The organism is Saccharopolyspora sp. NPDC003752, assembly GCF_053605825.1.
This window is the reverse complement of record NZ_JBSGJZ010000005.1, coordinates 239,288-263,790: the sequence shown is the minus strand read 5'-3', so window position 1 is coordinate 263,790 and position 24,503 is coordinate 239,288. Positions and strand designations below refer to the sequence as shown.

24 protein-coding genes are annotated in these 24,503 nt (G+C 71.6%); 6 read left to right on the top strand and 18 right to left on the bottom strand.

The genetic code is table 11. The features are described from left to right. Positions 1 to 6 precede the first annotated feature (6 nt). The 3 genes from ACWEV3_RS09320 to proC form a co-directional block, all read right to left on the bottom strand. The gene (locus ACWEV3_RS09320; RefSeq protein ID WP_010241351.1) at positions 7 to 108 is read right to left on the bottom strand and encodes a 30S ribosomal protein bS22; all 102 of its coding nucleotides are present in this window, start codon (positions 106 to 108) and stop codon (positions 7 to 9) included. A gap of 237 nt (positions 109 to 345) precedes the next feature. Further along, a complete protein-coding gene (locus ACWEV3_RS09315; RefSeq protein WP_029535864.1) occupies positions 346 to 570 on the bottom strand; it encodes a helix-turn-helix domain-containing protein in 225 nt (74 codons plus the stop codon). Between the two features lie 266 nt (positions 571 to 836). Beyond that, positions 837 to 1,658 (bottom strand): pyrroline-5-carboxylate reductase, encoded by an 822-nt coding sequence (gene proC, locus ACWEV3_RS09310; protein ID WP_452613387.1) that lies wholly within the window; start codon positions 1,656 to 1,658, stop codon positions 837 to 839. 141 nt (positions 1,659 to 1,799) lie between these two features. Here proC and ACWEV3_RS09305 point away from each other — a divergent pair, with 141 nt between their 5' ends. After that, on the top strand, positions 1,800 to 3,428 hold the full coding sequence (locus tag ACWEV3_RS09305) for a long-chain fatty acid--CoA ligase (protein WP_452613386.1): 1,629 nt from the start codon (positions 1,800 to 1,802) through the stop codon (positions 3,426 to 3,428). Positions 3,429 to 3,868: 440 nt separating this feature from the next. On the opposite strand, the gene ACWEV3_RS09300 is transcribed toward ACWEV3_RS09305, so the two are convergent. From ACWEV3_RS09300 to ACWEV3_RS09240, 13 genes are all read right to left on the bottom strand, one after another. Beyond that, positions 3,869 to 4,657: an acyl-CoA thioesterase gene (locus ACWEV3_RS09300; protein WP_452613385.1), complete on the bottom strand. Its 789-nt coding sequence runs from the start codon at positions 4,655 to 4,657 to the stop codon at positions 3,869 to 3,871. Between the two features lie 184 nt (positions 4,658 to 4,841). Next, entirely contained in the window at positions 4,842 to 5,699 is an 858-nt protein-coding gene (locus ACWEV3_RS09295; protein ID WP_452613384.1) for a sugar phosphate isomerase/epimerase family protein, read from the bottom strand. 49 nt (positions 5,700 to 5,748) lie between these two features. After that, positions 5,749 to 6,909 carry a hypothetical protein gene (locus ACWEV3_RS09290; protein WP_452613383.1) on the bottom strand — a complete coding sequence of 387 codons (1,161 nt, stop codon included), beginning with the start codon at positions 6,907 to 6,909 and terminating at the stop codon, positions 5,749 to 5,751. Continuing rightward, positions 6,906 to 7,940 (bottom strand): Ppx/GppA phosphatase family protein, encoded by a 1,035-nt coding sequence (locus tag ACWEV3_RS09285; RefSeq protein WP_358576086.1) that lies wholly within the window; start codon positions 7,938 to 7,940, stop codon positions 6,906 to 6,908. Before ACWEV3_RS09285 ends, ACWEV3_RS09290 begins: the two co-directional genes overlap by 4 nt. A 130-nt stretch (positions 7,941 to 8,070) precedes the next feature. Beyond that, positions 8,071 to 9,177 (bottom strand): DUF418 domain-containing protein, encoded by a 1,107-nt coding sequence (locus ACWEV3_RS09280; RefSeq protein WP_452613382.1) that lies wholly within the window; start codon positions 9,175 to 9,177, stop codon positions 8,071 to 8,073. Between the two features lie 177 nt (positions 9,178 to 9,354). Beyond that, positions 9,355 to 10,035 (bottom strand): response regulator transcription factor, encoded by a 681-nt coding sequence (locus ACWEV3_RS09275; protein ID WP_010312341.1) that lies wholly within the window; start codon positions 10,033 to 10,035, stop codon positions 9,355 to 9,357. Then, positions 10,032 to 11,273 carry a sensor histidine kinase gene (locus ACWEV3_RS09270; protein ID WP_452613381.1) on the bottom strand — a complete coding sequence of 414 codons (1,242 nt, stop codon included), beginning with the start codon at positions 11,271 to 11,273 and terminating at the stop codon, positions 10,032 to 10,034. The genes ACWEV3_RS09275 and ACWEV3_RS09270 overlap by 4 nt, the downstream gene beginning before the upstream one ends. A gap of 261 nt (positions 11,274 to 11,534) precedes the next feature. After that, positions 11,535 to 12,278 carry a phosphoglyceromutase gene (locus tag ACWEV3_RS09265; RefSeq protein WP_452613380.1) on the bottom strand — a complete coding sequence of 248 codons (744 nt, stop codon included), beginning with the start codon at positions 12,276 to 12,278 and terminating at the stop codon, positions 11,535 to 11,537. A 186-nt stretch (positions 12,279 to 12,464) separates the two neighbouring features. After that, complete coding sequence (locus tag ACWEV3_RS09260) at positions 12,465 to 12,896, bottom strand: OsmC family protein (protein ID WP_452613379.1); 432 nt, start codon at positions 12,894 to 12,896, stop codon at positions 12,465 to 12,467. Positions 12,897 to 13,430: 534 nt separating this feature from the next. Further along, positions 13,431 to 14,282 (bottom strand): DUF4349 domain-containing protein, encoded by an 852-nt coding sequence (locus ACWEV3_RS09255; protein ID WP_452613378.1) that lies wholly within the window; start codon positions 14,280 to 14,282, stop codon positions 13,431 to 13,433. 84 nt (positions 14,283 to 14,366) lie between these two features. Next, positions 14,367 to 14,879, bottom strand: coding sequence for a YbjN domain-containing protein (locus tag ACWEV3_RS09250; RefSeq protein WP_452613377.1), 513 nt, complete (start codon positions 14,877 to 14,879; stop codon positions 14,367 to 14,369). Beyond that, the gene (mshA, locus tag ACWEV3_RS09245; RefSeq protein ID WP_452613376.1) at positions 14,876 to 16,168 is read right to left on the bottom strand and encodes a D-inositol-3-phosphate glycosyltransferase; all 1,293 of its coding nucleotides are present in this window, start codon (positions 16,166 to 16,168) and stop codon (positions 14,876 to 14,878) included. The genes ACWEV3_RS09250 and mshA overlap by 4 nt, the downstream gene beginning before the upstream one ends. A 372-nt stretch (positions 16,169 to 16,540) precedes the next feature. Continuing rightward, a complete protein-coding gene (locus ACWEV3_RS09240) occupies positions 16,541 to 17,695 on the bottom strand; it encodes a L,D-transpeptidase (protein ID WP_452613375.1) in 1,155 nt (384 codons plus the stop codon). 228 nt (positions 17,696 to 17,923) lie between these two features. Between ACWEV3_RS09240 and ACWEV3_RS09235 the strand changes: the two genes are divergently transcribed. Continuing rightward, on the top strand, positions 17,924 to 18,673 hold the full coding sequence (locus ACWEV3_RS09235) for an SDR family NAD(P)-dependent oxidoreductase (RefSeq protein WP_452613374.1): 750 nt from the start codon (positions 17,924 to 17,926) through the stop codon (positions 18,671 to 18,673). Positions 18,674 to 18,786: 113 nt separating this feature from the next. Here ACWEV3_RS09235 and ACWEV3_RS09230 read toward each other — a convergent pair whose 3' ends face one another. Further along, positions 18,787 to 19,794 carry a hypothetical protein gene (locus tag ACWEV3_RS09230; protein WP_452613373.1) on the bottom strand — a complete coding sequence of 336 codons (1,008 nt, stop codon included), beginning with the start codon at positions 19,792 to 19,794 and terminating at the stop codon, positions 18,787 to 18,789. An 89-nt stretch (positions 19,795 to 19,883) separates the two neighbouring features. Continuing rightward, positions 19,884 to 21,023, bottom strand: coding sequence for a UDP-N-acetylmuramate dehydrogenase (locus ACWEV3_RS09225; RefSeq protein ID WP_452613437.1), 1,140 nt, complete (start codon positions 21,021 to 21,023; stop codon positions 19,884 to 19,886). Positions 21,024 to 21,060: 37 nt separating this feature from the next. On the opposite strand from ACWEV3_RS09225, the gene ACWEV3_RS09220 reads away from it, so the two are divergent. From ACWEV3_RS09220 to purU, 4 genes are all read left to right on the top strand, one after another. Next, a complete protein-coding gene (locus ACWEV3_RS09220) occupies positions 21,061 to 21,579 on the top strand; it encodes a DUF2505 domain-containing protein (protein ID WP_452613372.1) in 519 nt (172 codons plus the stop codon). After that, positions 21,576 to 22,427, top strand: a complete 852-nt coding sequence (locus tag ACWEV3_RS09215) for a class I SAM-dependent methyltransferase (protein ID WP_452613436.1) — start codon at positions 21,576 to 21,578, stop codon at positions 22,425 to 22,427. Before ACWEV3_RS09220 ends, ACWEV3_RS09215 begins: the two co-directional genes overlap by 4 nt. 114 nt (positions 22,428 to 22,541) lie before the next feature. Beyond that, the gene (locus ACWEV3_RS09210; RefSeq protein ID WP_452613371.1) at positions 22,542 to 23,282 is read left to right on the top strand and encodes a maleylpyruvate isomerase N-terminal domain-containing protein; all 741 of its coding nucleotides are present in this window, start codon (positions 22,542 to 22,544) and stop codon (positions 23,280 to 23,282) included. 347 nt (positions 23,283 to 23,629) lie between these two features. Further along, complete coding sequence (purU, locus tag ACWEV3_RS09205; RefSeq protein ID WP_452613370.1) at positions 23,630 to 24,502, top strand: formyltetrahydrofolate deformylase; 873 nt, start codon at positions 23,630 to 23,632, stop codon at positions 24,500 to 24,502. Position 24,503 lies beyond the last annotated feature (1 nt).

Genomic DNA, 24,503 nt, shown 5'->3' with positions numbered 1-24,503 from the left:
CGCAGGTCACTTGCCCAACTTGCGACGCTGGACGCGCGTCTTGCGGAGCAGCTTGCGGTGCTTCTTCTTGGACATGCGCTTACGGCGCTTCTTGATGACCGAGCCCATGCGGACTCCTTCACTCTTGACGGCAGTTCGAACGTCTCCCGCACCGGTGCAGCCGCATGAGCACGCACACCTGGCACGACCAACCCAAAACTTTACCCGCAGGTCTCGAGGCCTTCCGCCGTGGTCCTCGAAACGCCGCCGGGCACCGCCGGCCGGGCGCGCGAGCCGTCCGGGCCGCCATCGGCCGCCCGTCGGGCTCGCGGCCGGTCACCTGCGCAAACGGTCGGCCGGGCGATCTCAGCCCGCGTTGTAGTAGGCGCTTTCCAGGTACGCGTGGACGTCCTTCTCGGCGACCCGAAACGAACGCCCCACTCGCGCTGCGGGCAGCTCACCCGCGTGCACGAGCCGGTAGACCGTCATCTTCGACACCCGCATCAGCTTTGCGACCTCTGCGACGGTGAGGAACCGCACCTGACCCATGCTCGGTGGCGCCTGTTGGCTGGGTTCGGAGTTCGCAGACATGCTTCACCGTGCCCTTCGGCACGTGTCGCGCCGTCGGCTTCCCCTCCGACGGAAACCTCACGCACGTGCTCTATCGAGAGTAGCGGGACACACGGGACACCTGCGATGGCCGAACGTCCCCCTTGGCCCTGAGTAGTTCGCACCACCTCGCGCTCGAAGCCATGCGGCCACGCGGCGAGGGTGGCGATTTCGCGCGAAATCGCCACCCGCCAGGCGTGGGGAACGCCGATTTCGCGCGAAATCGGCGCCGGACCAGCACCGACCCGTCAGGCCGGTTCGTCGGTCTCGTGGGCCTTGCCGAGCTCGACGGACCGGTCGCGGGCCGCCTCGATGGCGTCGATGAGCGCCGCGCGCACGCCGTGCTTCTCCAGCTCGCGGATGCCCGCGATGGTCGTGCCCGCCGGGGAGGTGACCGCCTCGCGCAGCATCACCGGGTGGCCGCCGCCCTCGCGGAGCATCGCCGCCGCGCCGACCGCGGACTGGACGATCAGGTCCGCCGCGGTGGCCCGCGGGATGCCCAGCAGGATGCCGGCGTCGATCATGGCTTCGACCAGGTAGAAGAAGTACGCAGGGCCCGAGCCGGACAGCGCCGTCACCGCGTCCTGCTGGCTCTCGGGCACTCGCGCGACCTTGCCGACGCTGCCGAGCAGATCCTCGACCAGCGCCAGGTCTGCGTCCGAGGCGTGCGCGCCGCCGGAGATCGCGCTCATCGCCTCGCCGACCAGCATCGGGGTGTTCGGCATGACCCGGACGACCGCGGTGCTCTCGGGCAACCGGCGCTCGAACAGCTTCGTCGGCAGGCCCGCGCACAGCGACACCACGAGCTTGCCGCTGGGCAGGTTCGGCGCCATCTCGTCCAGCAGCGGCTCGATGTCCTGCGGCTTGACGGCGACGACGATGACGTCCGCGCGCTGCACGGCACCGGCCACGTCGACGTGCGTGATGCCGTAGGTCTTGGTCAGCTCCTCCGCGCGCGTCGGGAACCGCTCGGTGAACAGCAGGTCCGACGGGGCGCGCCCCGCCTTCAGCAGCCCCGACAGCAGGGATTCCCCGATCTTTCCGGCTCCGAGTACGGCGATCGTCGTCATGCCGCTCAGGGTGCCAGACCACGCTGCGTGGCCGACCCTCCCGAAGGTCGATTCCAGCCGCTACTGTGTCTGCCACCACAGCGCCCGCCACGGCCGAGCGATCTTTCGCGCCTGAATGACCAGCCCAAAGGAGCTCTGATCATGTTCAGCACGATGCAGGACGGCCCGCTCTCGATCGCTCGGATCCTCCAGCAGGGCAGCGGGCCGCACGGCGCGTCCGCGGAAGTCGTGACCTGGACCGGCGACGGGGCGCGGCGCCGCAGCTTCGCGGAGGTGGGCCGCCGGACCGCGCAGCTGGCGCACGCGCTGCGCGGCCTCGGCGTGACCGGCGACGAGCGGGTCGGCACGTTCATGTGGAACAACGCCGAGCACCTGGAGGCGTACTTCGCGGTGCCGTCCATGGGCGCCGTGCTGCACACGCTGAACATCCGGTTGTTCCCCGAGCAGCTCGTCTACGTCGCCAACCACGCCGAGGACCAGGTCGTGCTGGTCGACGCGACGCTGCTGCCGCTGTTCCAGAAGCTGCTGCCGGAGCTGAAGACGGTGCGGCACGTGATCGTCGCCGGCGGCGCCAAGGCCGCGCTGGAGGCGCCGGCCGGGGTGGCGGTGCACGACTACGAGGAACTGCTGGCCGGGCAGCCGGAGGAGTTCGACTGGCCGGAGATCGACGAACGCTCGGCCGCCGCCATGTGCTACACCTCCGGCACCACCGCCAACCCGAAGGGCGTCGTCTACTCGCACCGGTCGATCTACCTGCACTCGATGCAGGTGTGCATGACCGACGGGATGGCCCTGTCGCAGGCGGACCGGTCGCTGGCCGTGGTGCCGATGTTCCACGCGATGTCGTGGGGCCTGCCGTACGCGGCGTTCATGGTCGGCGCGTCGATGATCATGCCGGACCGGTTCCTGCAGCCCGAGCCGCTGCTGAAGATGATCGAGGCGGAGCGCCCGACGATGGCCGCGGCGGTGCCGACGATCTGGCAGGGCGTGCTGCAGCACCTCGATGCCGACCCGCACGACGTGTCCTCGCTGCGCGAGGTCGTGGTCGGCGGCGCGGCGTGCCCGCCGTCGCTGATGAAGGCGTTCGACGAGAAGTACGACATCTCGGTGCTGCACGCCTGGGGCATGACCGAGACGTCGCCGCTGGGCAGCGTGGCCCGGGCGCCGGAAGGCGTCACCGGCGAGCAGCGCTGGACCTACCGCGCCAGCCAGGGGCGCCTGCCTGCCGGCGTGCAGGGCCGGCTGGTCGGCGACGACGGCGCGGTGCTGCCGTGGGACGGCGAGAGCGTCGGCGAGCTGGAGGTCCGCGGGCCGTGGATCGCCGGGGCGTACTACGGCGACGACGATCCGGAGAAGTTCCACGACGGCTGGCTGCGCACCGGGGACGTGGGGTTCATCACGCCGGACGGGTTCGTGCAGCTGACGGACCGGGCCAAGGACGTGATCAAGTCGGGCGGCGAGTGGATCTCGTCGGTCGACCTGGAGAACAAGGTGATGGGGCACCCGGCGGTGGCCGAGGCGATGGTCATCGGCGTGCCGGACGAGAAGTGGTCCGAGCGGCCGCTGGTCGCGGTGGTGCTCCGCGACGGCCAGCAGGTGGACGCGGCCGAGCTGCGCGACTTCCTCGCGGGCGAGGTGGCGAAGTGGCAGGTGCCGGAGTACTGGACGTTCATCCCGGAAGCGCCGAAGACCAGCGTCGGCAAGTTCGACAAGAAGCGCCTCCGCAAGCAGCACGCCGACGGAGGCCTCGACGTCACCCGCCTCACCTGACCCACCCCGCCCCCGGACACCGGGCCCGCCGCAGATCACGAGGTCCTGAGCCTGGATCCCGGGTCCCTGGTCCAGGGTCCGCAGAGCACGGGGCCCGGCGTCCGGATCGTCCGCAGAGCATGGGGATCTCTGGATCTCTGGATCTCTGGTCCGGGGTCCGCAGGGCACAGGGTCCGGCGTCCGGATCGTCCGCAGAGCACGGGGTCCTGAGCCTGGATCCCTGGATCTCTGGATCCCTGGTCGGCAGAGCACGGGGTCCGGCGCCCGGATCGTCCGCAATTTCAATGGAAATCAGAGGTCCGATTTCCATTGAAATTGCGGGAGTTGTCCACAACCTCCGGCGTGTCGGGATCCGACACACCGGAGGTCCGCAGTTTCCATTGAAACTGGAGGACCAGTTTCAATGGAAACTGCGGGGAGACCGGGTCAGGGAGACCGGGTCAGGGAGACAGGGCGAGTTGGCGGGCCTGGCAGATCAGGCGGCCGACCGAGTCGATCACCATGACGTCCTCGTCGAACCACTGGCCGTGCACCGCGCGGCAGTCCACCACCATCCGCAGCCAGCCGTTCGCCGGCTGAGCCCGCAGCAGGGCGGTGAGCTGCACCGTCGGTGCCCAGCCGAACCGGCCGAGGTTCAGCGTCACCGGCACCGTCAGGTCGCCCGCGACCAGCCCGAACAGCAGGTCGGGCTGCGCCTCGCGGGGCTTGGCCCACAGCCTCAGCCGCGGCTCGCCGGTGCCGCCGTTGAGGAAGTCCGCGGTGCTCGCGTCCAGCCGCATGTCGCAGACCCGGGCCAGCGTGAAGAACTTCCGGGCCTCGGTGGCGGCGAGGTCGATCGCGGTCGACGGCGGGTTCACCGGCATGTCGGGCAGATCCGACCACTCGGGCTCCGATTCGGGCACCTTGCCGAGGGTGGCCGTGGCTTCCACGCAGACCTGGCCGCTCTGCTCCAGCTGCGCGCGGGCGGCCGTCACCGTCTTGCCTGCCTTGAGCACCTCGGTGCGGACCAGCACCGGGCCGACCCGGGGCGGGCGCAGGTACTGGGCGCTGAGCGAAAGCGGCGCGAGCCCGGTCACGTCGCCGAGGGCGCGGGCCATCAGGGCGAGCAGGTAGCCGCCGTGCGGACGTTCTCCGACGGCCCAGTCGGGATGCAGGTTGGCGACGAAGGTGCCATCGCCGAGCGGGCGCACCGAAGTGGCCGCTGCGAAGGGATCCAGGACCTCCGTCACGTGCGGTCCAGCGGTCGGAAGCGCTCGGCGACCGATGCGCGCAACGAGTTCATGGTCACTGAGTCTAGTGACCTTCGGAGAAGTTGATCACTAGGCATCGGTTAGTCGCGCCGGCCGCCCGCGCACGGTTTTTGCGGGCTATCGCGCGGAAAACCGCGCTCGGACCCTGACCAGGAGAAACCGGTCAGCCCGCGTGCAGAGGCTCCAGGTGCAGCCGCGCGAACAGCAGCGCCTCGGACAGCAATGCCGCGCGCTGCTGGGGATTGCGCGCCTTGCGGGTGTTGATCTCCAGGACCACCGCGCCCTGGTAGCCGTCGGCGGCCAGCGCCTCGCACACCTCCGCGCACGGCTGGTTGCCCTGCCCCGGCACCAGGTGTTCGTCCCGCGGCGCTCCGGTGCCGTCCGCCAGGTGCACGTGCGCCAGGCCGTCCTTCATCCGCTTCAGCAGCTCGATTGCGTCCACGTGCGCCGCGGCGGCGTGCGACAGGTCGAGCGTGTAGTTGCGGTAGCCGACCTCCGTCGGGTCCGGCGAGGGCTTGAACGCCGACAGCCCGCTGCTCTTGCCGCCGCGCAACCGGTTCAGCGTGCTCGGCGGGCGCAGCGGGAACATGTTCTCCACGGCGATCGAGATCCCGCTGGTCTCCTCCAGCTCCGCGACCAGCTCGGTGAATCCCTCCGCGTAGCGGCGCTGCCAGCGGAACGGCGGGTGCACGACGACCGTCTGCGCGCCCAGCTCGCTGGCCACCACCACGGACCGCCGCAGCCGCTCCTCCGGCTCCGGCGACCAGACCCGCTGCGTGATCAGCAGGCACGGCGCGTGGACCGCCAGGATCGGCACGCCGTGCTGCTCGGAAAGCCGGTGCAGCGCCGAGACGTCCTGGCTGACCGCGTCCGCCCAGACCATCACCTCGACGCCGTCGAACCCGAGGTCCGCGGCCATCTCGAACGCCGCGCGCGCCGGCTGCGGCCACACCGACGCGCTGGACAGCCCGACCGGGATCCGGCCGGGTGCCTCCTCGCGCTGGGGCGGTTGCACTGTCATCGCCTGCCAAGCATGACCGACGGTGGGTGGGTGGTCGTGCGCCGGTGCGTCACGAGTGGCTGAACAGCAGCAGTGCCGCCGGGGACACCGTGCAGAACAAGCCGACCAGCACCGCCAGCAGGATCGTCTGCAGATCGTTGGTGCGCAAGAACTTCCACGCGATGAACACCAGCAGACCGGTGATCACCAGCGCCGCGCCGAGCGCCGCGAGGGCGTTCGTGCCCCACAACCAGCGGAACCCGACCCAGACCAGCCCGCCGCCGACCAGGCCGCCGACGCCCTGCAGCACCAGCGTGCCCCACTCCTTGCCCGCGGAGACGGGCTCGTCATCGGGTTCGCCGTCGCGGTAGTCGTCCGCATCCAGGCCCGCGGGCAGCTCGGGGTCGTAGTCGTCCTCGGCGTACTCGGACTCGGGTTCGTCGTAGGAGTCGAAGTCGTACGGATCCTCCGGCTCGTCCGGCGCTTCCTCCTCCTGCTGCTGCGCAGGTGCAGGCGCGGGCGGGTAGGCCAGCACCGCAGTGCCTTCCGGATCGGGCTCGGACTTGGCTGCCGCGACGCGCGGCAGCTGCTCCGTGAGCCCCTCCTGCGGAGCGGGTTTCGGCGGCGCCGGGGGCGCGTCCTGCTGCGGCGCCGGCCGCCGCAACGCGGGCTGCTGGATCGTCGCCTCGGCGTCGCCTTCCGGCGGAGCCGACGGGGGCGATGCCTTGCCCTTGCCCGCGCTGGTGAACCGCTGAGCCCAGTAGCCGGCGCCCGCCGCCTCCGCCGCTGGCTCCGAGGCCGCGGGAGGCGCAGCGGGAGGCGGTGTCGCAGGTGCTGCCGGCGGTGGCGGAGCTGCGGGTTGCGGAGCGGGCGCTTGTGGAGCCGGCTGCTGAGCGGCCGGAAGCTGCGGAGCAGGTGCTTGTGGAGCCGGCTGCTGAGCGGCCGGAGGCTGCGGAGCAGGTGCTTGCGGAGCCTGCTGCTGGGCGGCCGGGCTCGGCGCACCCGGGCGGTGGCTGCGACGCTGCGGCGGCTCGGCGTCCGGCGGCACGGCGCGCATCTGGCCGCTGTCCGACAGCACCCGCTCGATGATCGCCTGCGGCGCGGTTTCGGACGGGTCTTCGGCCCTGCGGCGCCGGCGGCGGGAACTCTTCTGCGAGCTGCCGCCGTACTCGGCCAGCAGCTCCGCAACGGTGCGCTGGGTGGGCTGATCGGCCCCGCTGTCCCGACTCATCGCTCCCACCGTGCCCCGTGCTGCGTCTGGCGTCCAGTTCCGTCCGCGGACCCCGACTCCGCGAGCCCCAGTGTTGCGCGGGCCTGAATGGCAGTGTGACTGTCTCCATTGGTGTGGTCCAGTCGTCGCAGGATCACACCCTCCCGCAGCGCCCAGGGGCAGATGTCGAGTTCCTTCAGGCCCAGCGCCCGCATGGCGGCCTCAGCCACCAGCGCGCCCCCCACCAGCTGGTGCGCCCGCGCGCCGCTCACGCCGTCCAGCGCGGCCAGGTCGGCCGACGACATGCGGGTGATGAACGCGAGCAGCTGCCGCAGGCCGGTCTCGGTCAGCGTGCGCGGCACCCGTGGTCCCGCCGAAGCCGGGGCCGCCCCGGTCAGCCTGGCCAGCGACCGGAACGTCTTCGAGCTGGCCACCGCGCGATCGGGCCGCCCCAGCTTGCGGAAGCGCTTCGCGGTGGGCGCCAGCTGCCCCTGCAGCCAATCGCGCAGCTTCTTCACCTCGTCCTGGGTCGGCGGGTCGTGCAGCATCGTGCGCGCCAGCCGCCCGGCACCCAGCGGCACCGACACCGCCAGGTCCGGCTGCTCGTCGATGCCGACCGCCATCTCCAGCGAGCCGCCGCCGATGTCGAGCATCAGCAGGTTGCCCGCCGACCAGCCGTACCAGCGGCGGGCCGCCAGGAAGGTGAACCGGGCCTCGTCCTCGCCTGGCAGCACCTCCAGCTCGATGCCGGTCTCGGCGCGCACCCGAGCCAGCACTTCGGCGGCGTTCTCCGCATCGCGGATCGCCGAGGTCGCGAAGGCCATCAGCTCCTCGCAACCTGCGGCGATGGCAGCCTCCTGCGCGTCGGCGACGGTGCGGACGAGCTCCGCGGCGTCCTCCTCTGCGAGTCGGCCGCCGTGCGAGCCGATCCGCTCGGCCAGCCGCAGCACGGTCTTCTCCGATGTCATCGGGGTCGGATGGGCACCACGATGTGCGTCCACCACCAGCAGGTGGACCGTGTTGGATCCGACGTCGAGCACCCCTAGGCGCATGCCCGACAAATTACCGGCTGCGCACGCGGTCGGGGGCGAGGTGGGGCAGCAAACGGCCTACCAGCTCACCCCGCGCACGCCGCAGACCTGGCCAACCAGGACATCAGTGCGCCAGGTCACGCGGCCAACATCACCTCTCGACCTCGCCGTCGAGGTCGAGGCCCGAGAGGCCTGTCACGCTGAGTGCACGCCGTCCGCCCTGGGCCGTTACCCGGCGGTTGGGGACGATGCTCCACCAGGTCGCGCAGCGCCAGACCCACTCCAGCGGGCCGTACCGGAAGCGGGCGAGCCACAGCCGGCTCCAGATGATCTGGACGACGAGGATGCCGACGGCCAGCGCGATGAGCGCGCCGTACTCCGCCGACTCCCACAGCCCGGCCAGGGGGCCGAGCAGGAGGACCAGCAGCGTCGCGGTGACGTAGTTGGTCAGCGCCATCCGGCCCAGCGGTTCGAGCACCGCGGACAGCGCGCGGCGAGCCGGCGTCCGCATCAGCAGGAGCAGCCCGGTGGCGTAGGCGATGGCCATGAACAGCCCGGCCGCCGCCGACGAGTGCGTGAAGCCGGCGCTCAGGGGATCCTGCTCCTGCAGCACCAGGAACCCGGCGGAGGCGATCACGGCCACCGCGAACACGATCGCGATCTGGCCACCGCGGCGGTGCAGCGTCGCGGGCAACCCGCTCTGGGCGAGGGCGAAGCCGGTCAGCATCATGCCCGGGATCAGCGATGTGCCGCCGCTGGTGAGGATCGTCGCGGCGGCGATCAGGGCCGCGCCGATCGGCAGGTTCGCCCACCACGGCAGGAAGCTCATCGGCAGCAGCACGACCAGCCCCAAGATCGCGTATGGCAGCAGCGCCTCGCCCGGCTGGAGGAACTGGTGCAGGATGCCGAACCCGGCGAGCACGACCAGCCTGCGCAGGAACACCACGCGCGGATGCGCCGCGCGCCGGCCCGCGCTCGCCAGGAAGATCCCGAACCCGACGCCGAACAGCAGCGAGAAGATCGGGAAGAACCGCTGCTGGACGAACATGTCGAACACGTGCGGGACCGGCAGGACCTGGTAGTCCACCGTCCGGTCCATGTGCATCAGCGGCGGGATGTTGACCAGGAGGATCCCGCACAACGCGAAGCCGCGCAGCACGTCGAGCTCGACGATGCGCCTGGCGGCGGGTCTGCCGGGCGGCGCAGCGACGGCGGGCGGCGGAGTCGCGGCGGGGGCGTTGGGGATCGGGTTGTTCACGGCTCAAGATTGCCCGCTCGCACCCCTGTTCGCCGATCGGCCGATCGGCCCTCCGACCTCGGTCGATCGGTCAGTCGTCGGCGCTGCTCGCTCGGCCGATCGGCGCGGAAGAGCCCCCGGCGCGGGTCCCGAGGGGCCCGCGCCGGGGGCTCGATCGCACGGCGTCTCCGCCCGCGGCTAGCCCTCGAACTTGTAGCCGAGGCCGCGGACCGTGATCAGGTAGCGCGGGTCCGCCGGGTCGGGCTCGACCTTCGAGCGCAGGCGCTTGACGTGCACGTCCAGCGTCTTGGTGTCGCCGACGTAGTCGGCGCCCCACACCCGGTCGATGAGCTGGCCGCGGGTGAGCACCCGGCCGACGTTGCGCAGCAGGTATTCGAGCAGGTCGAACTCCTTCAGCGGCAGGTTGACGTCGGCGCCGTCCACGGTCACCACGTGGCGTTCCACGTCCATCCGCACCGGCCCGGCCGCCAGCACCTGCGGCTGCAGCTCCTCCGCCTCGCCGCGGCGGCGCAGCACCGCGCGCACCCGCGCGATCAGCTCCCGCGCCGAGTACGGCTTGGTGACGTAGTCGTCGGCGCCGAGCTCCAGGCCCACGACCTTGTCGATCTCGCTGTCCCGGGCGGTCACCATGATCACCGGGACCGAGGAGCGCTGGCGCAGCTGCTTGCACACGTCCGTGCCGCTCATGCCCGGCAGCATCAGGTCCAGCAGCACGATGTCCGCGCCGTTGCGATCGAACTCGTCCAAGGCCTCCGGGCCGTTGGCGGCGACCGCCGCCGTGAAGCCCTCCTTGCGCAGCAAGAAGGCAAGTGGGTCGGCGAAGGACTCCTCGTCCTCCACGATCAGCACCCTGGTCACCGGACTCCTCCCGTTTCGACGGTTGTGACCCCGTCCGCGCTCTCCGTCGCCGAGCGGGCGGCACTGCCCGCGCGATCCGCTGATGACACCGGCTCTGCTGCGGCCGGCGGGCCGTCGGTCGTGCCGTGCCTGGGCACCCGAAGTGTGAAGGTGGAGCCGGTGCCGGTGCGACTCCACAACTTGACCTCGCCACCGTGGTTGGCGGCGACGTGCTTGACGATCGCCAGGCCCAGGCCCGTGCCGCCGGTGGCGCGGGACCGCGCCGGATCCACCCGGAAGAACCGCTCGAACACCCGCTCGTGGTACTCGGGTTCGATGCCGATGCCGCGATCGGTGACCGCGATCTCCACGAAGTCGCCGGACAACCGGCGGCTGATCGACACCGGGCTGTCCGGCGGCGAGTACGAGATGGCGTTGTTGATCAGGTTGCTCAGCGCGGTCACCAGCAGCGTCCGGTCGCCGTCCAGCAGGTAGCCGGTGGGCTCGTCCACGGCGATCTCGATCCCGGCGGACTCGGACGCCAGCCTGCAGCGGCCCAGCGCCTCCTCCACCACGGCGTCGACGCCGACCGTGGTCAGCTCGGGCAGCCGCTCCGCGCCCTGCAGCCGGGACAGCGCGATCAGCTCGGAGACCAGCGTCCCGAGCCGGGTCGACTCGTGCAGGATCTTGTTGGAGAACCGCCGCACCTCTTCGGCGTCGTCAGCGGCGTCCAGCACCGCCTCGGCGAGCAGCGCGAGCGCCCCGACCGGGGTCTTGAGCTCGTGGCTGACGTTCGCCACGAAGTCGCGCCGGGTGGCCTCCAGGCGGACCGAGTCGGACTCGTCGGCGGCGTCGACGACGCTGAAGCCGTCGCCGAGCGGGCGCACCTCGCCGAGCACCGCGGCCGGGCCGCTGCCGCGCAGCGCGGTGCCCGCGCGGTTGAGCGGGGAGAGGTCGACGGGCACGGACTCGCCGCTCAGCAGGGCCTGCTCGGCGGCCTTGCGGGCGCGCGGATCGGCCTGGTGGTCGCGGATGAGCCCGAGTTCGTCGGCCCGCGGGTTGTGCAGCACCACGTCGCCGAACTTGTTGAGCACGACGACGCCGCTGTCACTGGTGTGCACCAGCCGCTGAAGGAGGTCTGCGACGGTCGGCCCTTCGGGCTTGCCGCGGCGCCGGGATCCCCGAGCTGCGACGAAGCCGCCGATCGCGCCCAGTGCGAGCGCGCCGATGATCAGGGCGGTGTAGCCCAATGCGGTCACGCCAGCATCGTAAGCAAGCCGGGGTGGGGAAAGGCCAGTCTACGAGGGCGTTCCGTGATACCCGTGACACGAAAAGGGGGCTTCTTCACCTCGGCTTCACCCCCTGCTGGGAGCCAGTTCACGTAGCGCCCGGTCGACCGTCGCGCTCCGTTCTCCGCCTCGGCGACTATTCGCCATCCGCCACCCATCTAGGTGACGAGAGAGGGGCACCCGCACCAGGTTGCCCGGCGCCGGGTGCCCCTCGCTCTTGGGCCGATCGGGCTAGCGGCCCTGGTTCGCGACCGCCGCCGCGGCGGTGGCGGCGGCCTCCGGGTCGAGGTAGGTGCCGCCCGGGTTGGTGGGCTTGAGGTCGGCGTCGAGGTCGTAGCGCAGCGGGATCCCGGTCGGGATGTTCAGGCCCGCGATGTCGCCGTCGGAGATCCCGTCCAGGTGCTTCACCAGCGCGCGCAGCGAGTTGCCGTGCGCGGCGACCAGCACCGTGCGGCCGGCCCGCAGGTCCGGCACGATCGCCGACTCCCAGTACGGCAGCAGCCGGGCCACCACGTCCTTGAGGCACTCGGTGCGCGGGAGGTCGGCGCCGAGGCCGGCGTAGCGCGGGTCGGCGTCCTGGCTGAACTCGCTGCCGAGCTCGATCTCCGGCGGCGGCGTGTCGTACGAGCGACGCCAGAGCATGAACTGGTCCTCGCCGTAGGCCTCGAGGGTCTGCTTCTTGTTCTTGCCCTGCAGCGCGCCGTAGTGGCGCTCGTTGAGCCGCCAGTCGCGGCGAACCGGGATCCAGTGCCGGTCCGCGACGTCGAGGGCGATGTTCGCCGTCGAGATGGCGCGTCGCAGCAGCGAGGTGTGCAGCACGTCCGGCAGCACTCCGCTCTCGCGCAGCAGCTCACCGCCGCGCTTGGCCTCGGCCACGCCCTTCTCCGACAGCGGTACGTCCACCCAACCGGTGAACAGGTTCTCGGCGTTCCACGTGCTCTCACCGTGCCGCAGCAGCACCAGGGTCGAAGTCATGCCCCCAGGCTATATAAAGCCTGTTCGGGGCTCGCTTCGCGTGGCGGTGCGGGTGGCGTCGGGTGTGGTTAGCGCGGGCCATCGTCCTTGAAGCGGCGCAGCCGCTTAGCCCACCCGCGCAACCGGCACCGCCGCGGGTTCCGCCACCTGCACCGCCACGCAAGGCGAGTCTGGAAACAGGCTCTTTCAGTCGAGGGCGGCGTCGAGGGTGATGGTGGTTCCGGTGAGGGCCGCCGAGACCGGGCAGATTTCCTTGGCCTTCTGGGCCGTTCGGTCGAAGACGTCCGGCTCGATTCCCGGTACCTTCGCCCGCACGGTGAGCGCGATCCCGGTGATGGCGAAGCCGTCGCCGCGCGGGCCGAAGGCGACCTCGGCGCTGGTGTCGATCCGCTCCGGCGGCGTGCCCGCCGCGGTGAGCAGGCCGGAGAGCTGCATCGAGTAGCAGGCGGAGTGGGCCGCGGCGATCAGTTCCTCGGGGCTGGTGCGGCCGTCGGGCTCCTCGGCCCGGGACGCCCAGGTGACCGGGAACTGGCCGGCGTTGGACGAGTCCAGCGTGACGGTGCCGGAGCCGCCCCTGAGGTCTCCGGTCCACTGCGTGGTGGCGTTGCGATCGGTCATCTCGCCGCTCCTCATCGGGTGCGCGGAGGCCGCTGCCCTCCGCCGGACCCCACCCTCCCGCAGCGCGCGGTGACCCGCAGTTTTGGTTGTGCGCTTCACCCGACAGTTATGTGATCACCGCAGCGCCGTGACACGAAAGTGGCGACTGTCACTTCCGTGGACAAACTGAACGCAGTTCGAATCCTTAGCGTTACTTTCAGTAGAAAACATCACACTAATGGAGTAATGCGGCGGGCTTGTGGCCGCTGCAGGACTCTGCGAAGTTGACAACGCTCTCCTTGAGATCGGCTCCCACGCACTCCCCGATCTCGTGAGAGCAAATCCGCGGTTCGCATCCCCCATCGAACCGCGCCCCCGCCGGGCCCCGGGTGCCCCCCGCCCACCGGCCCGTCAGGCGGGACCCCCGCGCGGGGCGGCTCGTGCTCGTGACTCCCCCTCTCTCCCGAGCCGCCCCGCGCGGTCTCTTTTGGTCTTCCAGACGCGTTGCGGGTGGCGGAACCTCGCAGCCTTGCCAGACCCGACGCCGATCCCAGGTCAGATGCTGGCCTTGCGGAGGGCTTTGCGGCGGCGGCGCAGGAGCCAGGCCGCGGTTGCCGGCACCGCGAGCGCCGCCGCGAACGGCAGCACCGCGCCGAAGGCCGTCAGCAGGAACGCGCCGATCTCGGACAGCGCCCGCCAGCCTCCGAAGAGCCCCGCCAGGAAGCCCGTGTCGTCGTCGGCGACCGCGGCCGGGCGCTCCAGCCGCACCGTCACCGTGGCCAGCTCGACCTGGCCGGACAGCGTCGCTTCGCGCCGTTCGAGGGCGTCCAGTTCCGTTTCGCGCGAGGTCAGCTCGCTCTCGATCGACACGATCTCGTCGACCGTCGCGGCGCGGTCCATCAGCGCGCGCAACCGCTGCACGCTGGCCCGCTGGGAATCGATCCTGCTCCGCGTGTCCACCAGCTGGTCGGTGACGTCCTGGGCCTGCTGGCTGCGCGACGTGACCCGTCCCAGGCCCGACAGCTCGCCCAGCACCTGGTCCAGTCGGTCCGCCGGAACCCGCATCGTCATCGTCGTGCCCGACCGGTAGGCGTCCTCCTGCTGGAGGTAGCCGCCCGCGCCCTCGCTGCGCCGCCGCACCTCGGCCGCGCCCCGCTCGACGTCGTCGACCTCGATGTCCAGCTCGGCCGTCCGGATCACCTCGCGCGCACCGGTCGCCGGGCTCTGCGCGTCGCCGGTTGCCGTGTCGGTCGCGAAACCGCTGCCCGAGGTGCTGCGCTCCTTCGGAGCCGGCGCCACCGCGCGCGACTCCGAGACCGCCGAATCACCCGCCCCCGAGGAACACCCGCTCAACAGGCCGAGCGCGACCAGCGCCACGATCGGCCCGCGTAATCGCCGCTTGCCCATGCCGTTCTCCTCCGCATCGTCGTGAACACGGCGGAGACGGAGCGGGACGATCTTCCGGTTGCACCGATCGGGCGACGAACGCCGCTACGGCCGGTCGTGCAGGGGCTCGACCGGGCCGTCGCGCTCCACCAGCTGCCGGAACGGCTGGAGGTTCGCCAGGGACTCGCCGCGCGACTCGCGCCAGCCCCACTCGCGCCGGATGGCCGTGGCGAACCCGAGCTCCAGCAGGGTGTTGAAGTCGCCGTCGGCCGCCTCCAGGACCTGCCCGAGCACCCTGTCGAGCTCGTCGGCGGTCACCGCGTGCAGGCCGATCCGGCCGACCAGGTAGATGTCGCCGTTGCCGTCGATCGTGTAGTGCACGCCGTAGAGCCGGGCGTTGCGGTGCAGCAGGAACCGGTAGACGTCCTCGTGCGCCTCGTCGGGCTGCCGGCACACGAACGCCTCGACGACCAGGGCGTGCTCGGCGACGATGAGCCAGCAGTTGGTCTGCAGCTTCTTGGTGCCCGGCAGCGTGACGAAGTACCGCCCCGCGCCCTTGGTCTCGTACTCCAGCCCACTCGCGTCCAATGTGGACTTGATGACCTCGTCGACGCTCACGCCGTGACCTCCCGGATGCGCAGCTGCGCGTGGAACGACATCTTCGCCTGCGCGTAGGCGTCGAGCAGGGCCTCGGTGGTGCGCTGCCACGAGAAGCGCGCTGCGTGCGCGGTTGTGTTCGCGGCCAGCCGAGCGCGCAGGCCCGGCTCCAGCATCGAGCCGAGCGCATCGGCCCACTGCCCGGCGCCGTGCCCGTCCACCAGCAGCCCGGACACCCGGTCGTCCACCGCGACCGGCAAGCCGCCGACGGCGGCCGCCACCACCGGCGTGCCGCAGGCCTGCGCCTCCAGCGCGACCAGTCCGAAGGACTCGTTGTAGCTCGGCACCGCCACGACGTCCGCCGCCCGGTACACATCACGCAGCGCCGCCCCGCTGCGCGGCGGGAGGAAGCGCACCACGTCGGTGATGCCCAGCTGCACGGCGAGTTCCTGCAGCGCCCGGGGACGCTCCAGCCCGCTGCCGGACGGGCCGCCGACCACCAGCACCACGAGGCGGTCGCGGATCTCCGGCCGGCGGGCGAGCAATTCCGCAGTCGCCCGCAGCAGCACGTCCGGGGCCTTCAGGGGCTGGATCCGGCCGACGAAGGCGAGCACCACCGCGTCCGGCGGCAGGTCCAGGGCCGTCCGGGCGGCAGCGCGGTCGCCGGGGGTGAAGAGTTCCAGGTCGACGCCGGGCGGGATCGTCGCGACCGCGTCCGGGTCGGCGCCGTAACGTTCGATCAGGTCGGCGGCCTCGAACTCGGTGTTGGCCACCAGCATGTCCGCCTCGGCCACCACCTGCTCCTCGCCGAGCACCCGGCCCCGCGGCTCGGGGTTGTCGCCCTGGGCGAGGTTGGCGTTCTTGACCTTGGCGAGGGTGTGCGCCGTGTGCACCAGCGGGACGCCCCAGCGCTCCCGCGCCAGCCAGCCGACCTGCCCGGACAGCCAGTAGTGCGAGTGGACGATGTCGTAGTAGCCGGGCTCGTGGCGGGCTTCCACCCGCAGCGCGCCGGCGGCGAATGCGCACAGCTGGGACGGCAGGTCGTTCTTGTCGAGCCCCTCGAAGGGGCCCGCGACCACGTTCCGGACCAGGACGCCGGGGGCCAGCTCCGCGATCGGCGGGATGTCCGAGGAGGTCGCCCTGGTGAAGATCTCGACCTCGGTGCCGAGCGCGGCGAGTCGCTTGGCGGTCTGCGCGACGTAGACGTTCATGCCCCCGGCATCGCCGGTGCCGGGCTGCTCCAGCGGGGAGGTGTGCAACGAGAAGACGGCGGCGCGGCGCGGCCGCATGCGTAACGTGCTGGAAGTCATCTGCTGCCCATCGCAAGCCGAGCGGCCCGAATTTTTCGGGCCCGCGTCAAACCCCGACACCCGGCGCGGCGGAAACATTCCCGTCGCCGTGCCGGAACACAGCCGGGGCCGGCGTTCGACGCTACCGCTCAAGGGCCGCCGGACGGTCCTGCCAGGCGGCCCCGGGTGGCACTGCTCACACGTCGGCCGACCGGCGCGAACGCGGCGCGAGCAACGCCCCGACGAGCGCGATCACCCTGCGCTGCGGCGTCCTCACGGCGGTCCTCGCCACCGACGCCGAGGGCTGAACCACCGGAGGAACGCGAAGGGGCCGCGAGTCCTCCGGGCCGCGGCGGCGACCCGAAGCGCTCACGGCCCCGTTCCAGCAGCAGCTCAGACCGCGGACTTCTTGGTCCACTGATCCCAGTTGAGCAGCCAGTCGTAGACGTCGAACTGCGGCGGCATGGTGCTGGCCGAGCCCGTCACCTCGACCGGGTCGCCGAGCAGCGCGCTGTCGAAGTAGGCCTTCGCGTCGGCCGCGCTGAGGTTGATGCAGCCGTGCGAGTTGTTGACCTTGCCGAGCGCCGCGGCGTTCTCCTGGTTCTCGTGGATGAACTCGCCGTGGTTCGAGAACCGCGCCGCCCAGGTCTTGCGCACGTCGCGGTAGCCGTAACGGGGATTGTCCATGATCTCCACCGGGTTCTTCTGCATGATGATGAACGTGCCGTTGGGCGTGTTGCGGCCCGGGTCGTACTCCTCGCCGTAGCTCGCCGCGTAGTTGGCCACCTGCTCGCCATCGCGCATCACGACCAGCCGGTGGGTGCCCACCGCCGCCTTGACGATCTGCGCCCGGCCGATGTCGAACTCGGTGCTCAGGTCCGCCAGCCCGTACGAGCCCTGGCCGTAGGACTGGCCGTAGAGCTTGGCGTGCACGCTGACGTGGGTGTGCGCCGGCCAGTACTCCTTCGGCCGCCAGTCGACCTGCCGGTCCGACAGCCAGGCCCAGGAGCCTTCGACCGGCACCGAGGCCTGCACGGTCAGCGCCCGCTGGATCCCCGCCTTGTCCTGGACCGGCTCGTCGAACTTCACGCTGATCGGCATCGCGATGCCGACCTCGGCGTTGTCCGTCGGGTTGATCGTCGCGCGGATCGTCTTCTTCGGCTGCAACGTGCTGAAGGTGCCCTGCACCGGCACCTGCTTGCCGTCCTCGCCGATGGCCTGGCCGGTCCAGGAGTAGCTCTTGCCGTAGCCGAGCGCCTCGGTGGCGTGCCAGTTCTTGCCGTCCCTGGACAGCTCGCCTGCGACCTGCTTGCCGTCGGCGTTGGTCAGCGCGATGGAGTCGAACCTGCCTCGATCCACGGTGGCCGTGATCGGCGCGGCGGGGTTGACCTCGCCCGCGTCGGCGCCCGGTTCGAAGGACACCTTGGCGACCGGATCCGCGGGTTTCTGCTCCTGCGGCGCGGACGCACCGCAACCCGAAATCAGCAGCACCGCCGCTACAGCTCCCGCCAGCGCAGCCCACCCCGACCGCAGCTTGGAACCACTCACCTTCTGACCTCTATCCCCTTCGAGAATGTGCGCACGACCATCCGTTTTGCCCGGAATGCAACGGGACGGTCGTCCAGAAGTGACCCTTTATCCATAAGACGCCCGAAGGCGAAAAAAGATGTCTGGAACCCCCAGTGTGTCGTGTCACATCCGGCACGTCACATCAGCCCCGGCCGGACGTGGTCCGATGGACGCGGGCAATCGGCCGTCTCCCGGGAGGAAGAAGACGTGAGCACAAGTTCTGCAGGCCGCTGGGCCGTGGTCACCGGGGCGAGCTCCGGCATCGGCGCGGCCACCGCGCGCCACCTCGCCGCCGCGGGCTTCCACGTGGTGCTGGGCGCCCGGCGGCTCGAACGGCTGACCGCGCTCGCCGAGGAGATCGGCGGCACCGCGCTGCCGCTGGACGTCACCGACCCGGATTCGGTGGCGGCGTTCGTCGAGCAGGTGCCGGAATGCCACGTGCTGATCAACAACGCCGGCGGCGCGAAGGGCCTGGCCAAGATCGCCGAAGCCGACGAGGACGACTGGCGCTGGATGTGGGAGACCAACGTGCTCGGCACGCTCCGGGTCACCAAGGCGCTGCTGCCGAAGCTCGTCGCCTCGGGCGACGGGCACGTGGTGACGGTGACCTCGGTGGCGGCCTCCGAGGTCTACGACAACGGCGCGGGCTACACCTCGGCCAAGCACGCGCAGGGCGCACTGCACCGCACGCTGCGCGGCGAGCTCCTGGGCGAGCCGGTGCGGTTCACCGAAATCGCGCCGGGCGCCGTGGAGACCGAGTTCTCCGAGGTGCGCTTCGGCGGCGACAAGGAGCGCGCGGCGGCGGTCTACCACGGCATCACGCCGCTGGTCGCCGACGACATCGCGGACATCATCGCGTTCGCGGTGACCCGCCCGTCCCACGTGAACCTGGACTTCATCTCCGTCAAACCCCGCGACCAGCACTCGGCCACCCGGATGCACCGCCGGACCGAGTGATCCCTTCCGGGTGACGGTCCGCAATTTCCATTGAAATCGAACCTCTGATTTCCATTGAAATTGCGGACCCGACCGGCCGGGAGCCGATCGGGTCGGGGTGGGAGGGGTGTGGGTCAGACTCGGATTCGCTGGGATTCGGTGCAGAGTTCCACGTCGAGTTCCGCCAGCACGTCCGCGATCGGGCTGGCGAAGCCGAACGCCCCGCCGCGGCTGCCCGCCACGTGCAGGCCGATGATCCGCCCGCCCGGATCGAGCACCGCCGCCCCGGCGTCGCCCGGCCCGCAGAACCGCAGGTCCGCGGCCGCGATCCGGATCTGCTCCCGCAGCACCCGGACGCCCAGGGCCTCGCCGTGATCGATCCGCACGGTCGCGTCGATCGAGGTGACGACGCCGAGCGTCACGCCCGTGCCGAAGCCGTTCTTGCGGACCCGCTCGCCCGGGTACGCCGACGCGTGCCCGGTGACCGGGCCGATCCCGTCGACCACGCACGACGTCTCCGAACCCGGCGCGATCGCGACCGCGGCCGCGTCGACCCGGCCGGACAGCGCCGCCCGCGCCAGCTCGGTGTGCACCCGGCCGTCGTCCGGATCCGCCATCCGGTCGCCCACCGCCCAGGCGTCGTCCAGGCAGGCCACGTCGAAGGTGGTCAGGCCCATCGTGACCACCGTCGGCGCGGTGCCGGTGACGATCGCCCCGAGCGTGCCGATGCGGCAGTACTCGCCGGCGCTCGGCACGGTGGGCGGCGCCAGGTGGACGGCCCGGCAGGGCGCTAAACCGCCGCCGGCCCGCACCACCCCGGAGCGGTCGCCGCGGCGCCGGTTCGGCGCCATCGCCTCCTGCCGGGCGCAGTGGATGTGCTGCAGGACCGGCTGTTCCTCGATGACGTCGGTCGGGATGCCGAAGATGTCGCCCGGCACGCAGGTGCCCGGGACGAGCTGATCGCGCGGCCTCTTGCGGATCACCGAGACGACGATCGCCTGTTGGCCGGTGGGTGCCCCGGCACGGTGCTTCACACCGATGTCGACAGCGGTCACCCAGGGCAGGTCCAGGAGCTGGTCCTCGACCGCCCGCTTGATCGGGCGTATGACCGCCCGATCCCTAAGCTCCCTGATGCTCAGCATGGTGGCCCCCTCCACCTACCCCATTTAACACTCAGGGTTACGCATCAGTCACGAAGAGTCACTCTTACGGCCGTTCGGCTCTTCGGCTGCTACAGCGAACAGTCCACCAACACGGGCTCGGGTGCCAGCGAAACACCGAAGGCCACGCGTACCCCGTCCCGAACTTCACGCGCTAGAAGTAGCAGGTCGCGGGTCGTCGCGGTGCCGCGGTTGGTCAGCGCGAGGGTGTGCTTGGTGGACAGCCCCACCCGTCCGCCGGGGCCGCGGTGCCCCTTGGCGAACCCGGCGCGCTCGATCAGCCACGCCGCGGACAGCTTGGTCCGGCCGCCGTCCGCCGGGTACTGCGGGATCCGCTGGTCGGGGCCGATCTCGGCGACGATCCGGGACAGCACCTCGGGCAGGTGGCCGGCCTCGACGATCGGGTTCGTGAAGAACGAACCGGCGCTCCAGGTGTCGTGGTCGACAGGGTCGAGCACCATGCCCTTGCCACGCCGCAGCGCCAGCACCGCTTCACGGGCGGCGGCGACGTCGACCTGACCGCCGGGCTCCACGCCGAGCGTGCGCGCGAGCTCGGCGTACCGGATCGGGGCCGACCGGCCGCCGTCGCGCAGCAGGAACCGGGCGCGCAGCACCACGGCCGTGTCGCTGTGCTTGAGCACGCTGGTCCGGTAGGCCAGCCCGAGCTCGTCGGCCGGGACCGTGCGCACGCGCCCGGTGGCGCGGTCCAGCAGGTCGACCGAGACCAGCAGCTCGGACACCTCGACGCCGTAGGCGCCGACGTTCTGCACCGGCGTCGCCCCGGTCAGGCCGGGGATGCCGGACAGGCATTCGAGCCCGCCCAGGCCCTGGCGGACCGTGTCGGCGACCACCTCGTCCCAGTCCTCGCCGGCCTCCGCCGTGAGCTGCACCAGCCCGTCGCCGACGCTGTCGTACTGGCGCCCCTTGGTGGCGATCCGCACCACGTGCCCGGCGAAGCCCTCGTCCGCGACCACGACGTTCGAACCGCCGCCCAGCACCAGCAGCCGCTGCCCGGCCGAATCCGCGGCCCGCACCGCGGCGGTCAGCTCGTCTGGCTGATGGGCGACCACCAGGTCGGCCGCCGGGCCGCCCAGCCGCAGCGTGGTGTAACCGGCCAGCGACCGACCGTCGGCGCCGTGCCCGACGGCGGTACCGGTCGGGTGCGGATCCGACGACCGAGTGTTGTCGCGCACTTCTTCGGCACCGGACATGGAGGGATTCACGGTTGCCAAAGGTAGCCTCCGCTGCATGGCACGCCGCATCGAGCACCGGAGCACCTCCGAGTGGCCCGCCGCCCGGGTGTACGAGGCGCTGATCGACAAGAATTACCTCACCGACCGGTTGGCGGAGATCGGCGGCGCCAGCGCGGCGCTGGTCCAGCACGTCAACACCGAGGACGGCGCGCGGTTCCAGCTGCGCCAGGGCGTGCACGCCGACTCGCTGCCGTCGGTGGCCCGCACGGTGGTCGGCGGAGACTTGACGATCGACCGCAGCGAATCGTGGCGGCGCGAGGAGGACGGGCACTACACCGGCGAGATCGCCGCCGAGGTCGCCGGCGCGCCCTGCTCGATCACCGGCTCGATGTGGCTGCGCGACCTGGCCGAACCGGCCGGAGCCGCGATCAGCGAGTTCGTGGTGTCCGGGAGCGTGCGGGTGAACGTGCCGTTCCTGGGCGGCAAGCTGGAAGATCTGATCGTCGACCAGGTGCAGAAGCTGCTGGCCGACGAGGAGCGCTTCACGACCGAGTGGCTGGCCCGCCGGGGATGAACTCGGCCCCGAAGAAGCGGGCGCCCCGGCTCGCCGCCGGTCGGGCCCGCGCCCTGGGCATGCCCACGCGCGGCACGACCAACCCGAACCGGCTGCGGCGCATCGACCGGTGGATCGCCGGCACGCAGTGGGTCGCCGACGCGCTGCGCAACGCGGCGGAGCCGGTCGTCATCGACCTCGGCTACGGCGCCACCCCGGTGACCACCGTGGAGCTGGCGGCCCGGCTGCGGCCGCTGCGCCCGGACGCGCGGGTGGTGGGCCTGGAGATCGACCCGGACCGGGTGGCGGCCGGCAAGCTCGTCGCCGATCCGCCCGCGCTGGAGTTCCGCCGCGGCGGGTTCGAGCTGGCCGGACTGGCCGCCGGGGTGCGCGACTTCCCGGGGCCCGCGCTGGTGCGGGCGTTGAACGTGCTGCGCCAGTACACCGAGCCCGAGGCGTGGAAGGCGTGGGAGGAGCTGTGCTCCCGGCTGGCGCCCGACGGGTTGCTGGTGGAGGGCACCTGCGACGAGATCGGTCGGCGCTGCTGCTGGGTGACGCTGGACCGGGGCGGGCCGCGGACGCTGACGCTGGCCTGCCTGCCCGCCGACATCGAGCGGCCGTCGGACCTCGCGGAGCGGCTGCCGAAGACCTTGATCCACCGCAACGTGCCAGGCGAGAAGGTGCACGCGATGCTGGCCGAGCTCGACGCGTGCTGGGCGAAGGCCGCCCCGATGGCCCCGTTCGGGCCGCGCGCCCGGTGGGCTCAGGCCGCGCAGTCGTTCGCGGAGCTGGGCTGGCCGGTGCGGGACCGGCGACGCCGGTGGCGGCTGGGCGAGCTCACCGTCGACTGGTCCGCGGTGGCGCCCTGAGCCGACCCGGTCGAGCGGGATTCCGCGCACGCGCCCGGCTGCACCAAGGCTTCCGCTGATCTCGCGGCCCGCCACCGGTGTCCGCGACGACGTCCGGATTCCTATTGTGGAGGCATGGCTAGCGACTTCTTGCACCGCGCATTCCGGGACCAGGCCGCTGCCTTCCGCAGCGCCGCGCTCCAGGCCGGACCGAACGCCGAGGTCTCGACCTGCCCCGGCTGGGACGTCCGCAAGCTGGTCCAGCACCTCGGGCAGGCCTACGCGAGAGCGGAGGCCTCCCTGCACCTGGAGCCGGGCAGCGAGCGCCCCGAGGACCTGCGGCCGCCGGCCGAGTTCGACGACGTGGTCGCCTGGTGGGACGAGCGGCTGGCGATCCTGCTCCAGACACTGTCCACAATGGATCCGGATCGGCCCGTGCGGTGGTTCTTCGCCGGCGGCACGCCGCGGACCTGGATCCGGCGGATGGCGCACGAGACGGCGATCCACCGGCTCGACGCGGAGCACGCGCTCGCCGGGCTCGGCCCGGACCACGTGCACGACCTGATCTTCGACCCGGAACTGGCGGCCGACGGCATCGACGAGTTCCTGACCGCGCTGCTGCCCCTGGGCGACTGGACGGAACAGGAGAACGAGGGCAAGGTGCTCTTCCACGCTCCGGACGCGGGCCGCGCGTGGCTGGTCGAGTACCGGCCGGGCCGGCCGCCGCTGGCCGGGGCGCCGACCGACGCGGCGTTGGAGGTCGACGCGACGGTCGCGGGCACCGCGGACGCGGTGTTCCGGCGGGTCTGGGGCCGCCCGAGCACTGCCGTGGTGACCGGCGACGCCGCCCTCGCGGCCCTCGCCGCCGGGCGCTGACTACGGCCCGTGCGTACTTCGTGTTGCTACAGCAACACGAAGTACGCACGGCACTCACGCGGCGACAGTCACGGCGGATTCGTCGAACCCCTCCGCCGCGCCGATGCGGTCAACCCTCTTGAGCAGCGTCAACGCCAGCACCAGCAGCGTCGCCTTCAAGCGCAGCCTCGGCATCCGCCCCAGCGACCGCGCCGCCCTCGCCTGCTGACCGCGCCCGGTCCGCCGTTCACCTCGTCCACCCGAGCCGGGCGCAGCACCCGACCAGGCGAAACGACGACTCCTAGTGGGCGTCACGCGGCTCGGCCTGTTGCCGGTACAGCCATTGCTACCTGCGATAATCACCGGCCGTGAGCCCTTCCGAACGTCGTTTCGTCATCAGCCTCGGGTGCCCGGACCGCACCGGGATCGTCGCCCGCATCGCGACCTTCATCGCCGAGCACGGCGGCTGGATCGTCGAGGCCGGCTACCACACCGACATCAACACCGGCTGGTTCTTCACCCGGCAGGAGGTCCGCGCGGACTCGCTGCCGTTCGGCATCGACGAGCTGCGCCGCCGGTTCGCCGCCGTCGCCGACGAGCTCGGCAGCCGCACCGACTGGCGGGTGGCGGACACCGGCGAGCGGCGGCGCGTGGTGATCCTGGTGTCGAAGGAAGGCCACTGCCTGCACGACCTGCTCGGCCGCATCGGTTCCGGGGAGCTCGACGTCGACCTGCGCGCGGTGATCGGCAACCACCAGGACCTGGGCCCCATCACCGAGGCGCACGGCATCCCGTTCCACCACGTGCCGTTCGGCAAGGACCCGGACGCGAAGGCGGCGGCGTTCCGGGAGGTCCGGAAGCTGGTCGACGACCACGACCCGAACGCGATCGTGCTCGCCCGCTTCATGCAGGTGCTGCCGCCCGAGCTGTGCGAGGCGTGGGCCGGCCGGGCGCTGAACATCCACCACAGCTTCCTGCCGTCGTTCGCCGGCGCCCGCCCGTACCACCAGGCGTACGAGCGCGGCGTGAAGCTCATCGGCGCGACGTGCCACTACGTGACCGCGGAGCTCGACGCGGGACCGATCGTCGAGCAGGACGTGATCCGCGTGGACCACACCGACGACGTGACGGACATGGTCCGCAAGGGCCGGGACGCCGAGAAGCTCGTGCTGGCCCGGGGCCTGCGCGCGCACCTCGAAGACCGGGTCCTGGTCCACGGCCGCCGCACCGTCGTCTTCTGAG

Bases quoted from the DNA above. Each gene is read 5' to 3' on its own strand.
- ACWEV3_RS09265 (WP_452613380.1), bottom strand. From the start codon at position 12,278: ATGACTTCGACCCTGGTGCTGCTGCGGCACGGTGAGAGCACGTGGAAC.
- ACWEV3_RS09210 (WP_452613371.1), top strand. From the start codon at position 22,542: ATGGCTAGCGACTTCTTGCACCGCGCATTCCGGGACCAGGCCGCTGCC.
- ACWEV3_RS09215 (WP_452613436.1), top strand. From the start codon at position 21,576: ATGAACTCGGCCCCGAAGAAGCGGGCGCCCCGGCTCGCCGCCGGTCGG.
- ACWEV3_RS09290 (WP_452613383.1), bottom strand. From the start codon at position 6,909: ATGAGTCGGGACAGCGGGGCCGATCAGCCCACCCAGCGCACCGTTGCG.
- ACWEV3_RS09315 (WP_029535864.1), bottom strand. From the start codon at position 570: ATGTCTGCGAACTCCGAACCCAGCCAACAGGCGCCACCGAGCATGGGT.
- ACWEV3_RS09285 (WP_358576086.1), bottom strand. From the start codon at position 7,940: ATGCGCCTAGGGGTGCTCGACGTCGGATCCAACACGGTCCACCTGCTG.
- ACWEV3_RS09305 (WP_452613386.1), top strand. From the start codon at position 1,800: ATGTTCAGCACGATGCAGGACGGCCCGCTCTCGATCGCTCGGATCCTC.
- proC (WP_452613387.1), bottom strand. From the start codon at position 1,658: ATGACGACGATCGCCGTACTCGGAGCCGGAAAGATCGGGGAATCCCTG.
- ACWEV3_RS09220 (WP_452613372.1), top strand. From the start codon at position 21,061: ATGGCACGCCGCATCGAGCACCGGAGCACCTCCGAGTGGCCCGCCGCC.
- ACWEV3_RS09260 (WP_452613379.1), bottom strand. From the start codon at position 12,896: ATGACCGATCGCAACGCCACCACGCAGTGGACCGGAGACCTCAGGGGC.
- ACWEV3_RS09320 (WP_010241351.1), bottom strand. From the start codon at position 108: ATGGGCTCGGTCATCAAGAAGCGCCGTAAGCGCATGTCCAAGAAGAAG.
- ACWEV3_RS09295 (WP_452613384.1), bottom strand. From the start codon at position 5,699: ATGACAGTGCAACCGCCCCAGCGCGAGGAGGCACCCGGCCGGATCCCG.
- ACWEV3_RS09230 (WP_452613373.1), bottom strand. From the start codon at position 19,794: ATGCTGAGCATCAGGGAGCTTAGGGATCGGGCGGTCATACGCCCGATC.
- ACWEV3_RS09255 (WP_452613378.1), bottom strand. From the start codon at position 14,282: ATGGGCAAGCGGCGATTACGCGGGCCGATCGTGGCGCTGGTCGCGCTC.
- mshA (WP_452613376.1), bottom strand. From the start codon at position 16,168: ATGACTTCCAGCACGTTACGCATGCGGCCGCGCCGCGCCGCCGTCTTC.
- ACWEV3_RS09225 (WP_452613437.1), bottom strand. From the start codon at position 21,023: ATGTCCGGTGCCGAAGAAGTGCGCGACAACACTCGGTCGTCGGATCCG.